Raw genomic sequence first — 19207 nt, 5'->3', positions numbered from 1 at the left:
TCGTGCCTTCTGCAGAGATAAAGGTCATGAAAACATTTTTGATGTGTTGTAAAGTATACATATCTTGGTCTATACCTTTCAAATGTATTATTTTTACTTTAATAAAAAAATTTACAACTGAGTTTTGGAAGTAAATAGCACATTATTAAATATATCCTAAAAAAAGACTCTTAAAATGAAGATATTCTCAAAGCAACAAATCTATAAAGGGGATCAGCAAACGGCCAAAAAACAAAAGATAAGCTCTACCGAATTGATGGAGCGTGCAGGAATGCAAATCTTTAATTGGATACACGAGCGCATGCAAGGTGCTCAAGTGCCAATTCATGTGTTTTGTGGGATTGGCAATAATGGAGGTGACGGACTGGTGGTGGCTAGACACTTGATCACTTACGGTTATAGTGTCCATACCTATGTTGTGAATTGCAGTGAGAAGCGTACTGAAGATTTTTTGGTGAATTATGACCGTATCAAACAGACCACTAAGAAATGGCCAATTATGCTGAATTGTGAAGCAGATTTTCCCACAATTGGTCCTGATGATATTATTGTAGATGCCGTTTTTGGAATTGGACTGAATAGGCCTCCCAATGATTGGGTGAAAAGACTGTTTCAACATTTTAGAGCGTCGAAAGCATTTACATTGTCTGTTGATTTGCCGTCTGGACTATACCCAGATGATGTTCCAGAAGATGAAAATGGCGTAGTTTGGGCAAATTACACCTTGAGTTTTCAGGCTCCCAAACTGGTATTCTTTCTTCCAGATACTTCAAAATATACCGTAAACTGGGAAGCGCTGGATATTGGTATTGATGCTGAGTTTTTGAAAGAAACAGAAACGGAAGTGGAGCTCATTGGTAAGAATGAGATTTTTCCAATGTATAAACCAAGAGAAAAATTTTCCAATAAAGGCACCTATGGACACGCACTAATTATTGGCGGTAGCTATGGTAAAATAGGAGCAGTGGTGCTTTCAGGAAAGGCGGCGTTAGCCTCCGGATCAGGTTTGGTGACTACGTTTATACCAAAGTGCGGTTACATTCCGATGCAGTCCTCTTTTCCTGAAGCTATGACCCTCACTGATCATGATGAAGAGAAACTCACAGACATCAGTTTTGACATTGAACCCACTGCCATTGGAATTGGCATGGGAATGGGAACAGACGTAAAAACACATGTGGCATTTCAGAAGTTTCTAGAATCCAATTCGGCATCTTTAGTTATAGATGCTGATGCCATCAATTTGCTATCAAAGCACAAAGAAGATCTCAAGTTATTGAAAGCTCAAACGGTTTTGACACCGCATCCAAAAGAGCTGGAACGTCTTATTGGAAAATGGAAGAATGATTTTGACAAGTTAAAAAAAGCAAAGGCTTTCTCCAAGAAGCACCAGTGTGTTCTTGTGATAAAAGGCGCGCACACCATTACGGTATTTGAAAACAAAATGTATATCAATTCAACGGGTAACCCCGGACTTTCTACAGGCGGAACCGGAGATGTGCTTACAGGTATGATCACAGGACTTATTTGTCAGGGATATGAGCCCTTAATGGCAAGTTTATTTGGCGTATATCTCCATGGTAAATCTGCAGATATTGCCGTAGAAGATTATGGGTATCAAAGTTTGACGGCAAGTCATGTGATTGAGTATTTGGGCAAAGCATATCTTGATCTTTTTGCAAAACCTCAAATGCCCCATGATCCTGATGCTGAAGAACACATATCCTAACAAAAAACCCGCACTTTAGTCAGGTGCGGGTTTTTAACTTTAATAATATTTGAAAATTTAGATACTCAACCCATCAAATAATTCCTCAATTTTTTTACTGGAAGGTCGTGGTGCATTCGCATCAACAACATTGCCATTTGGATCGATCAGGATAAATCTTGGGATGCCATTGATTTTATAGTTTTGTATAAAATCTGATTTCCAGTTTTTATCAGAAAACAATTGGATGCCTGCAAGATTTTCTTCTTCAATCATCGTTCTCCATTTAGTTTTGGCTACCTCTGGGTCTCCGCCACCACTTCTCATTGCATCATCAATAGAGATACTTACAAACTGAATGTTTTTATCAGCATACTCTTCTTCAAGTTTTTTCAATGCAGGAATCTCTGCAATACAAGGTCCGCACCAAGTTGCCCAAACATCTATATAGACGTATTTTCCTTCCAAGTCTTTAAGAGATGTGGTTCCTCCTTTAAAGTTCTCATAATTTTCAAACGTTGGAGAAGGAGAGCCTACAGGAAACTGCTCTCTGACGGCGATAGATTCTGCAAAATAATTTTGGAACATGTTCAGCATCGGTTCCAGGTTTGATTTCGCCATGTTGGTGACCGTACTATCTATGCCCTTATCCTGGTTATAGAAGCTGGTTAACTCTTTTCGAATATCCTCAATTTCCGTTTTAAGACCTTCAGAACTCAAGCTGCTCAATTTATCTTGATCCAATAATTTTTTCTCTAACTGAATTTGTTCTGACAAAAAGTTATTGTGTTCAGCTCCAGGACCTGAAAACTCTAATGTTTCTTCAAAGTTCTCAACATCTGCAGTCATGTTGATGTCAAAGCCATTTTTCAAGAAAATAGGCGCAGCAATGTTTCCATTGAAAATGCCGAAGACTTCTGGTTGATCGATTTTGAGGGTATCAGAAAAAGTGCCATCATCAGCCAATAGAATGGTTTTGGTGATGGTTCTGTTTCTCAACAAAATGGAATCACTTGTTTTGTTGGTAATTTTTCCAGAAAGGGTGACATAATTTTTGGGTTCTTCCTTACATGACACAATAGCTAAGGCACATAAGAAAACAAATATTTTTTTCATTGTTTTTATTTTTAAGTTTTCAAAAGTAAGAGTTTGGACACACATAGTAGAATCTTTTATTAATTATTAACATTTGTTGGATAAGGCAAAGGTATTGTTCATTTTTGGACATAGAAATGACATGAATGAATCTAATACATCCCATATCTTCAAAAACCTTAGAATTATCTGTGATAAGCGATATTCTTTTTTATAATAAAACGATTGAACTTTCAGAAGAATCAATTTCAAAAATAAAAAAATGTAGAGCGTATCTCGATAATAGAATGCTTGAACAGGAAAAACCCATTTACGGCATCAATACAGGGTTTGGCTCCTTATATAATGTAAAAATTTCTAAAGACAAATTAACACAGTTGCAAGAAAACTTGGTCATGTCTCACGCCTGTGGTATTGGAGACCAAGTGCCAAATAGCATTGTAAAACTGATGTTGCTGCTAAAAATTCAATCTCTAAGTTATGGCCATAGTGGCGTACAGTTAGATACAGTTCAGCGCTTGATTGATTTTTACAACCATGATATTTTACCTGTGATATATACACAAGGCTCTTTAGGAGCTTCTGGAGATCTTGCACCTTTAGCGCATTTGGCGCTACCTTTAATTGGCAAAGGGGACGTGTTTTATGATGGAGAAATAAAGCCTGCTGCAGAAGTATTGGAGCAATTTGATTGGCAACCCATTACTTTATTGTCCAAAGAAGGGCTTGCGCTTTTAAACGGAACTCAGTTTATGAGTGCCTATGGCGTTCATTTATTATTAAAATCTTATAAACTCTCTTATTTGGCCGACCTTATTGGCAGTATTTCTTTAGATGCTTTTGACGGCAGAATCGAGCCTTTTAATGAGTTGGTACATTTGGTAAGGCCTCACAACGGACAGTTGAAGACTGCAAAACGCATTCGTGAATTTTTGGAAGGCAGTCACCTCATTTCACAACAAAAACAACATGTTCAAGATCCCTATTCTTTTAGATGCATCCCACAAGTACATGGCGCCACTAAGGATACTTTAGAGTTTATTCATAAAACCATAAAGACTGAAATCAACTCGGTTACGGACAATCCCAATATTTTCATTAACGAAAACGAGATCATATCCGGTGGTAACTTTCATGGACAACCTTTGGCTTTGGCTTTAGATTATTTGAAGATTGCCATGGCAGAACTCGGGAACATTTCTGAAAGACGTATTTATCAATTAATTTCTGGTTCGCGTGGGCTTCCTACATTTTTGGTCGATAATCCCGGGCTCAATTCGGGGTTTATGATTCCGCAATACACAGCCGCTAGTATTGTAAGTGCAAATAAGCAATTGGCCACTCCAGCAAGTGTTGATTCCATTGTGTCTTCAAATGGACAGGAAGACCATGTAAGTATGGGCGCAAATTCAGCAACCCAAGCTCATACCTTAGTCTATAACGTAGAGCGTATTTTGGCCATTGAATTACTCAATGCGTCCCAGGCGATTGCCTTTAGAAAACCAACAACGTCATCCCCATTAATTGAATCCTTCCTAAAGAGTTATCAAAGTGAGGTTAAATTTGTGACCCAGGATGAAATATTCCATGAGCTTATTAAAAAATCGGTCAATTTTATCGATGATTTTAGTATTGACAATGACCTTCTTTTTGAATAAAAGCAGAAATAATATTTATAAAAGGTTGATTGATTATTGTGATAGCAGCAGCTTACGCCTTCACAATTGATTCGGCCCAGGCAACTGCATCTTGAAGATCATCAAAGATTTCAAACATCTTTTTGAGGAATAACTTTTCTACCTCCGCATTGGATTTGGCCTTAAAATCTTTAGAAACCACAGCAAAACCTTTAAGATTACTAATCTTCGACGTTTCAAAATAGGTGGCAGGATCTACAGCATAAGAATTAATACGATGGGTAATGTATACAAATTCCTTATTATGAAAATAGGTGTCTACCACATTTATGAGTACAGTATTGTGTTTGGGAGATACTGTAATACCTTCATTTATAATTACAATAAGGTAAGAATCATAAATATGCATTTCACAAAAGTCGAACTTCAATAAATCTTTCATGCGCAAAGTTAGTCAATAACAAAAATATAATAAAAAAGCATCTGTAAATTTACAGATGCTTTTACCCTTAAGCGAAATCACTTAAGATTTCGTCTCTTTTTCTGGTTTCACAATAGTGATTACCAGCTCATTTGTTTTTGAATCTAAATCCATGGTAATGGAATCACCCTCATTGATATGAGCAGTAATGATTTCTTCCGCCAAGGTATCTTCAACATACTTTTGGATGGCACGTTTTAAAGGTCGCGCACCATATTGTTTGTCAAATCCTTTCTCAGCAATATAATCTTTAGCTTCAGTAGTCAATATAAGTTCATATCCCAAATCTTTAATACGAAGAATTAATTTATCCAATTCAATATCAATAATCTTATTGATATCCTCCTTTTCTAGTGTGTTGAACACCATCACATCATCAATACGGTTCAAGAATTCAGGTGCAAATGCTTTTTTAAGGGCATTTTCAATAATGCTTCTGGAGTTATCACTTGCTTGTGCAACTTTTGCAGCCGTTCCAAAACCGACACCTTGTCCAAAATCTTTCAATTTACGGGCTCCAATGTTAGAGGTCATGATGATAATGGTATTTCTAAAGTCGATTTTGCGTCCCAAACTGTCCGTTAAGAAACCATCATCTAAAACCTGCAACAACATATTGAACACATCTGGATGTGCTTTTTCAATCTCATCCAACAACAATACGGCATAAGGCTTACGTCTTATTTTCTCTGTCAACTGTCCACCTTCTTCATAACCTACATATCCGGGAGGTGCTCCTACTAGTCTTGAAATAGCAAATTTCTCCATGTATTCGCTCATATCAATTCTGATCAGGGCATCTTCACTATCAAATAGCTGACTTGCCAATACTTTAGCCAACTGCGTTTTACCAACACCTGTCTGTCCCAAAAAGATAAACGACCCGATTGGCTTATTGGGATCTTTAAGTCCCGCACGGTTACGCTGAATGGCTTTCACCACCTTAGCTACCGCTTCATCCTGTCCTATAACTTTTCCTTTGATCAGTTCTGGCAACTTTGCAAGTTTGTTGCTTTCAGTTTGCGCAATTCGATTTACCGGAATCCCAGTCATCATAGAAACTACATCTGCCACATTATCTTCAGTAACAATTTCTTTATGAAGTTTGGTTTCTTCTTCCCATTTTTCTTGGGCCAATGCCAAATCTTTCTCTAAACGTTTCTCATCATCACGCAACTTGGCAGCCTCTTCATATTTCTGCTTCTTAACCACCGTGTTTTTAGTCTCCTTAACCGCTTCCAATTGCTTTTCTAGCTCTAAAATTTGCTTAGGCACATCAATATTGGTGATGTGGACTCTTGAGCCCGCCTCATCCAATGCATCAATAGCTTTGTCCGGCAAGAAACGCTCTGTCATGTATCTATTGGTCAACTTTACACAAGCTTGAATAGCTTCTGGAGTGTATTGTACATTGTGATGTTCTTCGTATTTTTCTTTAATATTTTCCAAAATCTGGATGGTTTCCTCAACAGTCGTAGGTTCCACAATCACTTTTTGGAAACGACGCTCAAGGGCACCGTCTTTCTCAATATACTGTCTGTACTCATCCAAGGTAGTGGCACCAATACATTGAATTTCACCTCTTGCCAAAGCAGGTTTGAACATATTGGAGGCGTCTAAACTACCTGTAGCACCACCGGCACCAACAATGGTATGAATTTCATCAATAAAAAGAATAATATCATCATTCTTTTCCAATTCATTCATCACCGCTTTCATGCGCTCTTCAAACTGTCCGCGATACTTTGTTCCAGCTACTAAACTCGCCAAATCTAAGGTCACAACCCTTTTGTTGAAAAGGATTCTTGACACTTTACGCTTGATAATTCTGAGTGCTAAACCTTCCGCAATGGCCGATTTACCAACCCCAGGTTCACCAATTAGTAATGGATTGTTCTTTTTACGTCGGCTCAAAATTTGTGAGACACGTTGTATTTCTTTTTCTCTCCCCACTACAGGATCGAGCTTTCCTTCTTCAGCCATAACCGTCAAATCACGACCAAAATTATCTAAAACGGGGGTTTTTGATTTCTTGGCACCTTTTGAAGTGGATTGGCTAAACGGGTTTTGTTTTGTGTCATCTTCATCATTCATATCATCATCAGAAAACGACTCCGCCTTAGGAGATTCTGTGTAGTCATCGTTGTTAGTTATCATAGATTTGAATTGTTCTTTAACGTTATCATAATCCACTTTAAGCTTATTTAAAAGCTTTGTGGTGGGGTCATTTTCATTTCTTAAGATGCACAATAATAAGTGTGCGGTATTGATAGACGTGCTCTGAAACAACTTTGCTTCTAAGAATGTTGTTTTTAAAGCACGCTCTGCTTGCCTTGTTAGGTGCAGGTTTTTCTTTTCATTTGAAATTTCGGTATTGCTTAGGTTTGCAGGACTCAAAATTTCCACTTTACGTCGTAAGTGGTTTAAATCAATTTCAAGTGCGCTTAAAATATCAATTGCTTTGCCGTTGCCATCTCTTAGCAATCCCAGCATTAAATGTTCTGTACCAATAAAATCGTGTCCTAACCTTAAAGCTTCTTCCTTGCTGTAGGCTATAACATCTTTGACTCTTGGGGAAAAATTATCATCCATAGTAAAATCCTTTCTGCATTAAAAATAAATAAAAACAATAGTATTAGGGCAAAAACTATACCTTAAATATTTTTATAGTTGCTAAGTGACAAAAAAAACTTCACAATTTCAAAACATTTAACGAGATACTTATCAAATAAAAAAGCGGCGTTATTGTTAATAACAAATACCAAAAATTTGTCATTAAAGTGGCGTTACAACTCACAAAATGGTTATCTTAGCACGTTTTGAAAACCTACAAAAAATCTAATTAATTTTATTTATGGCAGAAGGAGAAAAATTGATCCCTATCAACATTGAAGATGAAATGAAATCGGCTTACATTGATTATTCAATGTCGGTCATTGTGTCACGTGCCTTACCAGATGTTAGAGATGGTCTAAAACCTGTTCACAGGCGTGTGCTTTTTGGGATGCATGAACTAGGTGTTAGGTCTAATACGGCTCATAAAAAATCAGCAAGAATTGTTGGTGAAGTATTGGGTAAATATCACCCGCATGGTGATACTTCAGTTTATGATGCGATGGTACGTATGGCTCAAGAATGGAGTTTACGTTATATGTTAGTGGATGGCCAAGGGAATTTTGGCTCTGTTGATGGCGATAGTCCGGCAGCCATGCGTTATACAGAAGCACGTATGCGCAAGATTTCTGAGGACATGTTGGCAGATATTGATAAAGAAACTGTAGATCATAAACTCAATTTTGATGATACTTTACAAGAACCAACCGTTTTACCTACACGTGTCCCTGGTCTATTAATAAATGGTGCTTCTGGTATTGCTGTGGGGATGGCTACTAATATGCCGCCACATAACTTAAGTGAGGTTGTTGACGGTATCATTGCATATATTGATAATCACGACATTGATATCGATGAGTTAATTACCCATATAAAGGCACCAGATTTTCCTACTGGAGGTACAATTTATGGCTATGACGGCGTTATAGAAGCTTTTAAAACCGGTCGTGGTAGAATTGTTGTTAGAGGAAAAGCCAATATTGAAGAGGTACAGGGGAAAGAGTCCATTATCGTGACTGAAATTCCTTACCAAGTCAATAAAGCCGACATGATCAAGAAAACGGCTGACATGGTCAATGAAAAGAAAATTGAGGGCATTTCAATGATTCGCGATGAATCAGATAGGAACGGTATGCGTATCGTTTATATTTTGAAGCGCGATGCCATTCCTAATATCGTTCTCAATACATTATATAAACATACGGCCTTACAATCGTCTTTTAGTGTCAACAATATTGCCCTTGTTAAAGGTCGTCCGCAATTATTGAATCTTAAGGACATGATCTATCATTTTGTGGAGCATAGGCATGAGGTGGTCGTAAGGAGAACTACCTATGAACTTCGCAAAGCCGAAGAACGCGCCCATATTTTGGAAGGTTTAATCATTGCTTCAGATAATATTGATGAAGTTATTGCATTAATCCGAGCATCTTCTAATGCAGATGAAGCCCGTGAAAAATTGATTGCCCGTTTTGAGCTTTCTGAAATTCAGGCAAAGGCCATTGTTGAGATGCGCTTGCGTCAATTGACAGGACTGGAGCAAGATAAGTTACGTTCTGAATACGACGAGTTAATGAAAACTATTGAAGATTTGAAAGACATTCTGGAAAAGAAAGAACGTCGTATGCAAATTATCAAGGATGAGTTGGCTGTTATAAAAGATAAGTATGGTGATGAACGCCGTTCTACAATTGAATATTCAGGAGGCGATTTGAGCATTGAAGATATGATTCCTGATGAGCAAGTGGTGATCACCATTTCTCATGCTGGGTACATAAAGCGTACATCGTTAACAGAGTACAAAACCCAACATAGAGGAGGGGTAGGGCAAAAAGCATCTACCACACGTAATGAGGATTTCTTAGAGCATTTGTTTGTTGGAACCAATCACCAGTACATGTTATTCTTTACCCAAAAAGGAAAATGTTTCTGGATGCGGGTTTATGAAATTCCTGAAGGCAGTAAAACATCTAAAGGTAGAGCCATTCAAAACTTGATCAACATTGAGCAAGATGATAAGGTAAAAGCTTTTATTTGTACACAGGATCTTAAAAATGAAGAGTACATTAATAGCCACTATGTCATTATGGCAACCAAGAATGGCCAAGTTAAGAAAACCTCTTTGGAGCAATATTCACGTCCTAGAACTAATGGTATTAACGCCATTACTATTAAAGATGACGATATTTTACTGGAAGCAAAACTAACTACTGGGAACAGTCAGGTCATGTTAGCCTTAAAATCTGGTAAGGCCATACGTTTTGAAGAAGCAAAAACGCGTCCAATGGGAAGAAACGCGTCAGGAGTAAGAGGAATCACATTAGCAAATCCGAAGGATGAAGTTATTGGCATGGTAACTATCGAGAATCCGCAGGAAGAATCAGTATTGGTTGTTTCTGAAAACGGTTACGGGAAGCGCACTTATATTGACGATCCCGAAGATGGAGAAGCTGTTTATAGAATAACAAATAGAGGCGGAAAAGGTGTAAAAACCATTTCTATTACTGAAAAAACAGGAAGTTTAGTGGCTATCAAATCGGTAAGTGATGATAGTGACCTGATGATTATCAATAAATCTGGTATTGCTATTCGTATGGCAGTTAAAGATCTTCGTGTGATGGGAAGGGCTACCCAAGGTGTCAAATTGATCAATTTAAAAGGAAATGATTCTATTGCTGCAGTAGCAAAGGTCATGACAGAAGAAGAAGATCCATTGATTGAGGACGCATTAGACGAATCAATTGACAATCAGGATGCTAGTGAAGATGGCACAACTCTTGATAATTCAGATGATGAAAATAACAATTAACACTTAATATTTAAATTAACTAAAAATGAAAAAACAAGTCATGATCGCTTTGGCACTTTTAGTAGGTTCTTTCTCCTTCGCACAGAAGAGCGAGTTGAGAGATGCCGAAAAAGCAATAAAGAAAAGTAATTTTGCAGAAGCCAAAACTGCAATAAATGCTGCAGAATCCTTAATAGGAAATGCAGATGATAAATTGAAAGCGGAGTTCTATTTACTAAAAGGTCAAGCACTTTATGCAAATGGTGCAGGTTCAGGTGCTGACATGGATACTGCCATTGAAAGTCTCAATATGGTTGAGAAAGTAGAAGGAAGCAACGGAAAGCATTCTAAAGACGTGCAAGATTTGAAAGATTTGATGTTGACTTCTTTCTTAACTAAAGCAAACGCCTCTTTAGAGAAAAAGGATTATGCTGCGTCTTCAAGCGGGTTTGAAAAAGCCTACAGAATGTCAACTAAAGACACGTTGTATCTTTACTATGCAGCTGCAACTGCTGTAAATGATGAAGACTATGACAATGCGTTGAGACATTATGAAGAACTGAAAAACTTAGGTTTTGTTGGTATTGAAACAGAGTATGTTGCTATCAGTAAAGAAACCGAGGAAGAAGAAAATTTTCCTTCTAAAAACTTGATGGATATTTCAGTAAAAGCTGGGACACACATCAAACCATCCACAAAAAAGTCAGAATCCAAGCAAGCTGAGATCGTTAAGAATGTGGCATTGATTTACATGAGTCAAGGCAATAATGAAAAGGCGATTGCAGCCATGAAAGATGCTAGAGCAGCAAATCCTGATGATGCTACGTTAATTATTTCTGAAGCTAATATGCAATTGAAAATGGGCAATAGAGATGAGTTCAAAAAACTAATTGAAGAAGCCTTAGTTACCGATCCAGAAAATCCGGAATTGTTGTTCAATTTAGGTATTGTTTCCGCTGAAGGTGGTAATATTGAGGCTGCCAAGGACTACTACGAACAAGCCTTGAAAATCAAACCAGACTACACAGACGTGCATAATAACATGGCGGTTTTAATCTTGAGCCAAGAGCAAGATATCATTGAAAAGATGAATGCTCTAGGGAGTTCTGCGGCTGATAATAAGAAATACGATGAGCTTAAAGCGGAGAGATCTAAACTTTATGGGCAAGCTGTTCCTTATTTGGAAACTACCCTTAAGTTAAGACCAACAGATGTACAAGCAGCTAAAACATTAGTCAATATCTATAGTGCTTTGGGTGAAACTGCAAAAATGAAAGACATGAAAGCTAAACTAGAAGCTTTGGAAAAAGGTCAATAATGTTGACAACATATGTAAGTAAACCAAAAGCTACCTCAATGAGGTAGCTTTTTTTATATAATTTTTTTGATGACCCTCAGCTTGTGCGTGTGCATTTTGGTGTCAATATTATAAATACCTGAATGATCCAATCGGTCAATACGGACTTTTCCGTAGGCATGGATAATGTAATTGTCAGGCATAATGATGCCAACATGTATAATCTGCCCTTCGTTATTATCAAAAAAAGCCAAATCTCCAATCTCACTTTCCTCAATAAAACTTAAAGCCTCGCCTTGCTTTGCCTGTTGCTCCACGGTACGATGTAATTTGTACCCATTCAGTTTATACACCATTTGTGTTAAACCTGAAGCATCAATACCAAAAGGTGTTTTACCTCCCCACAAATAGGGCGCATTACGATATAAAAAAGCGGTGTCAATTACATGTGATTTTGGCTGTAGGCCCTCAATACTATGGCCATCAAATGAATGATTTAAGAAATTGAGACAGGTCAAAGAAGATCCTAACGGAATGGTGATCAATTGGTCATTATGATCCTGGACAAACTCCAGCAAATCGCCTGAAAGTCTCCCTGATAATTCTATAACGGAATCATAATCGGTTTCAGAAATTTCAAGGTACTGGTTATTATCAATCCAACCTTCAAACTGATCATAAGCCAAACGGATTTTACTCCATTTTTTCCGGCGTTCAGTCACCTTAAAAATTTCACCATATAATACTTGAGATACAAGCTCAGTAGTATCATCAGGTTCAATTCTTAAAGGGACGATGCTTAAATTGGCAATTCCGTATTGCATAGAGATGAAATGGTCTATTGACTATATATTTGATTTATGTCCCAGGATTGATAAGAAAAGGCCAACTCTTCCCTCTCAAGAAAAGCGGTAAATCAGAAATTTCGATGTAAAACCCTCGTGGAAACATACAGATCAATGATGAGGCATTATGATGAATATATTTATTTTTTAGGACTAAGTAACCCATGTGAGTCCGACACTATAAAAAGAAAATTGAAGGTAATCACTACCTAAGGACGTTCAATAACTATGGCCGATGCACCTCCACCACCATTACAAATGGCCGCTGCTCCAAGCTTAGCATTGTTTTGCTCCAACACATTCAATAAGGTTATGATAATTCGAACCCCAGAACATCCCAATGGATGTCCTAAAGAAACAGCTCCTCCATTAACATTCACGTTGCTATCATTAAGTCCCAGAAGCTTCATATTAGCCAATCCAACTACCGCGAAAGCTTCATTAAACTCAAAGAAATCAACATCATCTATTGAAATCCCTGCTTTATCAAGTGCTTTTGGCAACGCTTTGGCAGGAGAGGTGGTAAACCATTTCGGTTCTTGTGCCGCATCAGCATAACCTCTTATGGTTGCTAACGGTTTAAGCCCAAGTTCTTCGGCTTTTTCCTTGCTCATCAAAACAACTGCTCCAGCACCATCATTAATGGTGGAGGCGTTGGCAGCCGTAACAGTACCATCTTTCGAAAAAGCGGGTCTTAAAGATGGAATTTTATCCATCTTAACATTGGTGTATTCTTCATCCTTTGAAACGACTATGGCGTCTCCACGACGTTGAGGGACTTCCACAGGTACCACTTCATTATCAAATTTTCCTGCATCCCAAGCCGCTGAAGATCTTTTGTATGACTGAATGGCATAAGCATCCTGATCTTCTCTACTAAACTTATATTCGGTAGCACATGCGTCTGCACAAACACCCATGGCATTTTCATCATACGCATCTACCAAACCGTCTTTTTGCATCCCATCAATTAAGGTAGCTGGACCAAATTTTGTTCCTGTTCTGGCATATAAATAATGCGGAATCAAACTCATATTCTCCATACCCCCCGCAACAATTATATCAGCATGTCCCAAGGCAATGGCTTGGGCAGCTTGCATCACTGCTTTCATACCTGAAGCACACACTTTATTAATTGTAGTACATGGCACCGTATCAGGAATTCCAGCATAAATGGCCGCCTGACGGGCAGGTGCTTGTCCTGTTCCTGCTTGTACCACATTACCCATAATCACTTCTTGTACCAATTCAGGCTTCAGTTTGATCTTATCCAACGCGCCTTTTATGGCAATGGCTCCTAATCTTGGAGCTGGAACTGTAGATAAGGCTCCTAAAAAACTTCCTATGGGAGTTCTTGCTGCTGATACAATAACGACTTCTTTACTCATTTTTAATGGGTTTTATTTTACGTGACGCAAAATTAAACATTTTTTAATTGATTTTGGAATGAAACCTCAGGTTAAACCAACTAATCCTCTTATAATTTATTACTTTTGAAAGACAATTGAGAAGACTTTGATGAAAAATATTATAAACAAGTGGTATAAAAATCATGCACTTATTTACAAAATTACTCCTTTTTATTAGGAACTACTTTTTTAATTGTTTATCTCTTTCCCAAAAGCGGTAAATTCAAATACAATTTTGATAAGAATAAGCCATGGCAATCTGAAAATCTTTACGCACCATTCGATTTTGCCATTCAAAAATCACCAGAAGAACTAGAGAAGGAAAAATCGGCCATTGTTGAAAACAGCGCCATTTACTTTGATCTTATTGAAGAGGTCAAGGATTTTGTGAATGACGATTACAACAAGAAGTTCAATACCACCTTTGATGATTCTTTAGGAAGAAAAAAGACAGAACTTTTTAGGGTAGGCAAGCGAGTTTTGGATGAGATCTATAAAAATGGTGTTTTAGAAGAAGATTACAATTATCCTAATGACAAGAATGTCATTTTATTGGATGGGCAAAATCAAATAGCTTCTACAACGTATTCTGAACTCTCTAAAATTGATGCTTTTAGAAAACTGTTGGAAAAACAACTTGAAGAAAAGGGCAACTCTAATTTTAGTGCCGTCTTTGTGTCTTTGTTTTTTGATTTGGTTGAACCCAATTTGAAGGTCAACAGATCCCTCACCCAAAATGCGTTAAAAGAAGAACTTGATAAGATATCAGAAACGCGAGGCAATATAGAGCGGGAAACCTTGATCATTTCTAAAGGCGAATTGGTAGAAGGTCAGAAATATGATGTTTTAAGATCTTTGGAATCAGAATATCAATCACAGGTTTGGAACTCCTCCAATTACACATGGGTAGTAGTGTCTTATTCATTATTGGTGGCATTGACTTTATTGATGCTTTTATTGTTTTTGAGAAAATACCGCATCGAAGTCTTTTTAGACAATACAAAAGTGACCTTCATATTTTTTAATATTCTATTGATGGTGCTATTGACAACCCTCATTGTCAATTATAATTCCAAATATGTATACGTTGTACCACTTTGTGTATTACCATTGGTATTGAAGGCCTTTTTTGATGCCAGATTGGGACTCTTTTCCCATGTCTTGACTGTTTTGTTGCTTGGCTTTATTGTACCTAATAGTTATGAATATATGTTTTTGCAGATTATTGCAGGAATAGTGACCATACTAACGGTTTCTGAATTGTACAAACGCGCCAATCTATTCATTTCAGTAGGGCAGATCACCCTTGTTTATATCATTACCTACTTTGCTTTTTTCGTTATTCATGAAGGCAGTATCACGAATCTCAATTTTGAGGCTTTCGGACTTTTTATTTTATGTGGATTGGCCACCTTGTTTGTACAACCGCTCATTTATATTTATGAAAAGCTTTTCGGTTTAGTTTCTGATGTGTCCTTGTTGGAGCTTTCAGACACCAATAGCAAACTTTTAAAGGAATTGTCCAATAAGGCACCAGGCACATTCCATCACAGTTTAAATGTAGCCAATTTAGCGGAAGCTTCTGCCAATGAAATTGGAGCCAATGCCATGTTGGTTAGGGTAGGAGCTCTTTATCATGATATCGGTAAAATGAAGAACCCAACGTATTTTACAGAGAACCAATCAACAGGATTGAATCCCCATGATGAGTTGTCGGCTCAGGAAAGTGCCAACATTATTTTTGCCCATGTTTTGGATGGTATCGAAATAGCCAAAAAGAACAATTTGCCAGATCGTGTAATTGATTTTATTAGAACCCATCACGGAACCAGCGTTGTGTACTATTTTTATATGAAGGAAAAGGAAATTGATATTGCAACAGATGATGCTGATTTTAGATATCCAGGACCAAAACCATTTAGTAAGGAAACTGCAATTCTGATGATGTGTGATAGTGTTGAAGCAGCTTCCAAAAGTCTGAAGGATCCATCCTCCACAAAAATCAATCATTTTGTTGAAAATATTATCAACAAACAAATGGAAGACGGACAGTTCTTAAATGCTGATATTACCTTTAAAGAGATTGAATCCATCAAAAAAATATTGAAAAATAAATTGGCTAACATCTTCCATCTCAGGATAGAATATCCAGAATAGTAAAATCACAAGAAAAATTCTTGAAAATAGTTGCGTTCTTTGTAATGAAAGGCTACATTTGCAACCGAAATTAAGGGAAGTTCTTTATAAAATAGGAGAGGTGCCAGAGTGGTAATGGAGCAGATTGCTAATCTGTCGACGCGTAAGTGTCGCCAGGGTTCGAGTCCCTGTCTCTCCGCAATTTTTTTGATAACCACCTCGGGGTGTAGCGTAGCCCGGTTATCGCGCCGCGTTTGGGACGCGGAGGTCGCAGGTTCGAATCCTGCCACCCCGACAAACCTAGCAATAGGACAAACTAAAACACTGTTAATCGTATGATTCTCAGTGTTTTTCATTTTTAGTGATATCACTTGATATCATTTCATAACAACTAAAAGGTGTACAATCAGGTGTGCACTTTCTTACCAAAATTGTCGTAAATTTAAGGGACTTTAAAAACGATTTGACTTTTGTCTTTAAAACATTTTTGTTTAACCAAAGACATCTACAATGCAGACAAACACTACCTTTGCCGTGATTTTCTATACCAGAAAATCCCGAAGCAACGCGAATGAATTGAACATCTTCGCCCGTATCACATGCAATCAGAAACGTTCAGAAATCAGTTTAAAAAGGTGTACACTTTTAAGGGATTGGGACAGCAACAAGAACAGGGCACGTGGGAGCTCCTTCAAAACGAAAGTCCTCAATACCTACCTAGACCAAGTATACAGCCATTTATTGGACTGCCATAAGCAATTACTGGAAGAAGGAAAGATCATTACCGCAAACGCCGTTAAAGCACGTTATTTGGGTCTGGACGAGAACCATAAGACTTTGACTGAGCTCATGACATACCATAATACCAACATGGTCAGCATCTTGAAATATGGCACCATGAAGAATTATTACACTACCGAAAGGTATCTGTTGAAGTATCTGAGCAAAGTTTCAAAAGTGGATGACATTTACCTGAAACAATTGAACTATCGGTTCATCTGTGATTTTGAGCAGTTCCTGAGAGCCTACAGAAATCCAAAAAAAGAATTGGTACTGTCCAACAACGGCGTTATGAAACATATGGAGCGCTTTAAAAAGATGGTCAACCTTGCTGTTAAGTTGGAATGGATTCCAAAAAATCCGTTCAACCAGTTCCAGCTTAAGTTCGATAAATTTGACAGGCAGTTTCTTACTGAGCGCGAACTCGAACTGATTGAGAATACACATTATACCAATGCGCGGTTGGAACGTGTCAAGGACTGTTTTATGTTTTCCTGTTACACGGGACTGTCATATATAGATGTCAGGGAACTAACCCTGAACCATATCACACTGGGCATCGACAACAACTATTGGATCTTTACCAAACGTGAAAAAACAAATGAAACGGTCAAAATTCCTATTTTACCCAAGGCCTTGGCAATTATAGAAAAATATAGGGACGAAGCCGAAAAAACGAACAATAAAATCATCCTACCGCTCAGCTCCAACCAGAAGACCAATAAATATCTGAAGGAAATTGTACTGGACTGCGGTATCCATAAGAATATAACGTTCCATGTTGCCAGACATACCTTTGCAACTACCGTCATGCTCTCCAATGGCGTACCCATTGAGACCGTATCAAAGCTGTTGGGACATAATAAGCTATCAACAACACAGATTTATGCCAGGGTCGTGGAGTCAAAGATAAGCGAGGACATAGACAATCTGCTGATACGGTTTGAAACGAAAAAGTTGAAACCAAAGACCCAAACCAAACAAACAATTTTTTAAGGGTAATGAATTTCCTTTCAATGCGCTCCTCATAAGGCTACGGGAGTGTTTTGAAAGGAAATTTCAGCTAAAACTAAATTTCAAAATCATAATTTTAGTTTTAAAGACTTGTACTGCTCAGGTTTCAATTTCAATTCAAACGGCTTTGGCCAAACGGCTATTAACTGGCTTTATGTTTTTGAAAAATTTCTTTCAATTTTTAGTGATTTTATTTTAAAATCATTCTTGTCTTTCTGAAAACTTTACAAGTTTCCACTTTTTCCTTTAATCATAATTGCTATTGAAAAGAAAAAAAAGAGCATTATAGCCTTTACTAAAATATGAGAATTGAATAGTTTTCTAAAAATTCTTAAACACTTTTGGACATTCTTAAACTTCCCCATAAAGACTCGATAATTCATCAATTGACGCAAATTTTCACCTGTTGACAGGCGGTTTGAGGCCATTTGACGCAAATCGATAAAATTTTAAAAACCAGTGTATTTTCAACTAATTGATAATCAATAAATTGTACTGGTGTGGGAATACGTAACGTGGCTCTGCCCGTTACCCTCTTGCTATTCCCATCTCTTACTTTAATTCATACCTTAAGAGGAATTTTTTGTGCCATGTGAAATAAAAATCCGCTTAACTTAAAAATACCTTACAAAACTTTTAATGCATTCTCAGCTTCTGTTTTTATTAATTTGTTAGAATGCTTGCTAAGTACCACTATTTTCTCTCTTGCTTTTAACGACTTCAATTGACCTAATGCTTTGATAGCTTGCACTACAACTTCATCATCGTCAAGTAAATCAATTAATACATTTTCGACATTTTGCAAATTGACTTTTCCTAAGGCTGCAACAAACATTTGCCTAGATATACCATTCTCTTTATCTTTTATTATTGGTATTATTCGATCGACATCATGTTTGGTAATTGTTTTAAATATGGCATTTCCTATGGTCCAACGCAATATTGTTTGATCTTTCGACAATTTCATATATTCATCGATTAAAGTTGGTGTCGCTTTTCCAATTGCTTCTTTTACCGTCAGAGCTCTTACTATGCCTTCTTTATTTTTTTCACTATAATCTTTAACTAAATGTTTTAATAAAATACTTATAGCTCTGGGGTATTTTTTCCTCGTGTTAACCAAGTCCCATATTGAGGATATATTTAAACCGATACCATTGAGTTCATCCACTAACGTTGAAGCTTCCTCATTCAATGCTATTTCTAATTTAATTCCAATCTCATTTTGCAATTCTAATTCTTGCCTTGATTTCTTGGGCTTTTGAATTAATTCTTTGAAGTTTTTAGACAATTCATTTAAGTTCATAAATATTGTGATTTTAAAAAAATCAGTTTTACTTTTCTAAAATCACTTACTTTATGCGAATATCCTTTTTTATTCTTTAAAACCTAACAAAATTAATT

At 37.2% G+C, this 19207-nt stretch carries 11 protein-coding genes, 2 tRNA genes and 1 pseudogene; 8 read left to right on the top strand and 6 right to left on the bottom strand.

Annotated elements, in window-relative coordinates; genetic code table 11:
* The first annotated feature begins 175 nt into the window (after positions 1-175).
* A complete protein-coding gene (locus A9996_RS12045) occupies positions 176-1729 on the top strand; it encodes a bifunctional ADP-dependent NAD(P)H-hydrate dehydratase/NAD(P)H-hydrate epimerase (protein ID WP_066435191.1) in 1554 nt (517 codons plus the stop codon).
* Between the two features lie 57 nt (positions 1730-1786).
* On the opposite strand, the gene A9996_RS12040 is transcribed toward A9996_RS12045, so the two are convergent.
* Entirely contained in the window at positions 1787-2824 is a 1038-nt protein-coding gene (locus A9996_RS12040; RefSeq protein WP_066435187.1) for a TlpA disulfide reductase family protein, read from the bottom strand.
* Between the two features lie 125 nt (positions 2825-2949).
* On the opposite strand from A9996_RS12040, the gene hutH reads away from it, so the two are divergent.
* On the top strand, positions 2950-4461 hold the full coding sequence (gene hutH / locus A9996_RS12035) for a histidine ammonia-lyase (protein WP_066435185.1): 1512 nt from the start codon (positions 2950-2952) through the stop codon (positions 4459-4461).
* A gap of 52 nt (positions 4462-4513) precedes the next feature.
* Here the strand turns inward: hutH and A9996_RS12030 are convergent, their stop codons facing one another.
* Both A9996_RS12030 and A9996_RS12025 read right to left on the bottom strand, forming a co-directional pair.
* Positions 4514-4882 (bottom strand): hypothetical protein, encoded by a 369-nt coding sequence (locus tag A9996_RS12030; RefSeq protein ID WP_066435184.1) that lies wholly within the window; start codon positions 4880-4882, stop codon positions 4514-4516.
* An 81-nt stretch (positions 4883-4963) separates the two neighbouring features.
* A complete protein-coding gene (locus A9996_RS12025; protein ID WP_066435182.1) occupies positions 4964-7513 on the bottom strand; it encodes an ATP-dependent Clp protease ATP-binding subunit in 2550 nt (849 codons plus the stop codon).
* Positions 7514-7775: 262 nt separating this feature from the next.
* Here A9996_RS12025 and gyrA point away from each other — a divergent pair, with 262 nt between their 5' ends.
* Positions 7776-10343, top strand: a complete 2568-nt coding sequence (gene gyrA, locus A9996_RS12020) for a DNA gyrase subunit A (RefSeq protein WP_066435173.1) — start codon at positions 7776-7778, stop codon at positions 10341-10343.
* 25 nt (positions 10344-10368) lie between these two features.
* The gene (locus A9996_RS12015) at positions 10369-11640 is read left to right on the top strand and encodes a tetratricopeptide repeat protein (RefSeq protein WP_066435164.1); all 1272 of its coding nucleotides are present in this window, start codon (positions 10369-10371) and stop codon (positions 11638-11640) included.
* A gap of 53 nt (positions 11641-11693) precedes the next feature.
* Here A9996_RS12015 and A9996_RS12010 read toward each other — a convergent pair whose 3' ends face one another.
* On the bottom strand, positions 11694-12443 hold the full coding sequence (locus A9996_RS12010; protein WP_066435162.1) for a C40 family peptidase: 750 nt from the start codon (positions 12441-12443) through the stop codon (positions 11694-11696).
* Between the two features lie 230 nt (positions 12444-12673).
* Positions 12674-13852 (bottom strand): acetyl-CoA C-acyltransferase, encoded by a 1179-nt coding sequence (locus tag A9996_RS12005; RefSeq protein ID WP_066435160.1) that lies wholly within the window; start codon positions 13850-13852, stop codon positions 12674-12676.
* A gap of 130 nt (positions 13853-13982) precedes the next feature.
* Between A9996_RS12005 and A9996_RS12000 the strand changes: the two are divergent.
* From A9996_RS12000 to A9996_RS11985, 4 genes and pseudogenes are all read left to right on the top strand, one after another.
* Positions 13983-16030 (top strand): annotated as a pseudogene (locus A9996_RS12000) (HD family phosphohydrolase).
* A 94-nt stretch (positions 16031-16124) separates the two neighbouring features.
* Positions 16125-16208 (top strand) — tRNA-Ser (locus A9996_RS11995).
* Positions 16209-16229: 21 nt separating this feature from the next.
* Positions 16230-16304 (top strand) — tRNA-Pro (locus A9996_RS11990).
* Between the two features lie 215 nt (positions 16305-16519).
* Entirely contained in the window at positions 16520-17785 is a 1266-nt protein-coding gene (locus tag A9996_RS11985) for a site-specific integrase (RefSeq protein ID WP_066435159.1), read from the top strand.
* A 643-nt stretch (positions 17786-18428) separates the two neighbouring features.
* On the opposite strand, the gene A9996_RS11980 is transcribed toward A9996_RS11985, so the two are convergent.
* Positions 18429-19109 carry a HEAT repeat domain-containing protein gene (locus A9996_RS11980; protein WP_083993942.1) on the bottom strand — a complete coding sequence of 227 codons (681 nt, stop codon included), beginning with the start codon at positions 19107-19109 and terminating at the stop codon, positions 18429-18431.
* Between the last annotated feature and the right edge of the window lie 98 nt (positions 19110-19207).

The organism is Gelidibacter algens (assembly GCF_001678675.1).
Classification (GTDB): Bacteria; Bacteroidota; Bacteroidia; order Flavobacteriales; family Flavobacteriaceae; genus Gelidibacter; species Gelidibacter algens.
This window is presented reverse-complemented; position numbering and strand designations above follow the sequence as displayed.

What these genes read in the sequence shown, in the direction of transcription:
- A9996_RS12045 (WP_066435191.1), top strand. Translation starts at nt 176, where the DNA reads ATGAAGATATTCTCAAAGCAACAAATCTATAAAGGGGATCAGCAAACG.
- A9996_RS12040 (WP_066435187.1), bottom strand. Translation starts at nt 2,824, where the DNA reads ATGAAAAAAATATTTGTTTTCTTATGTGCCTTAGCTATTGTGTCATGT.
- hutH (WP_066435185.1), top strand. Translation starts at nt 2,950, where the DNA reads ATGAATCTAATACATCCCATATCTTCAAAAACCTTAGAATTATCTGTG.
- A9996_RS12030 (WP_066435184.1), bottom strand. Translation starts at nt 4,882, where the DNA reads ATGAAAGATTTATTGAAGTTCGACTTTTGTGAAATGCATATTTATGAT.
- A9996_RS12025 (WP_066435182.1), bottom strand. Translation starts at nt 7,513, where the DNA reads ATGGATGATAATTTTTCCCCAAGAGTCAAAGATGTTATAGCCTACAGC.
- gyrA (WP_066435173.1), top strand. Translation starts at nt 7,776, where the DNA reads ATGGCAGAAGGAGAAAAATTGATCCCTATCAACATTGAAGATGAAATG.
- A9996_RS12015 (WP_066435164.1), top strand. Translation starts at nt 10,369, where the DNA reads ATGAAAAAACAAGTCATGATCGCTTTGGCACTTTTAGTAGGTTCTTTC.
- A9996_RS12010 (WP_066435162.1), bottom strand. Translation starts at nt 12,443, where the DNA reads ATGCAATACGGAATTGCCAATTTAAGCATCGTCCCTTTAAGAATTGAA.
- A9996_RS12005 (WP_066435160.1), bottom strand. Translation starts at nt 13,852, where the DNA reads ATGAGTAAAGAAGTCGTTATTGTATCAGCAGCAAGAACTCCCATAGGA.
- A9996_RS11985 (WP_066435159.1), top strand. Translation starts at nt 16,520, where the DNA reads ATGCAGACAAACACTACCTTTGCCGTGATTTTCTATACCAGAAAATCC.
- A9996_RS11980 (WP_083993942.1), bottom strand. Translation starts at nt 19,109, where the DNA reads ATGAACTTAAATGAATTGTCTAAAAACTTCAAAGAATTAATTCAAAAG.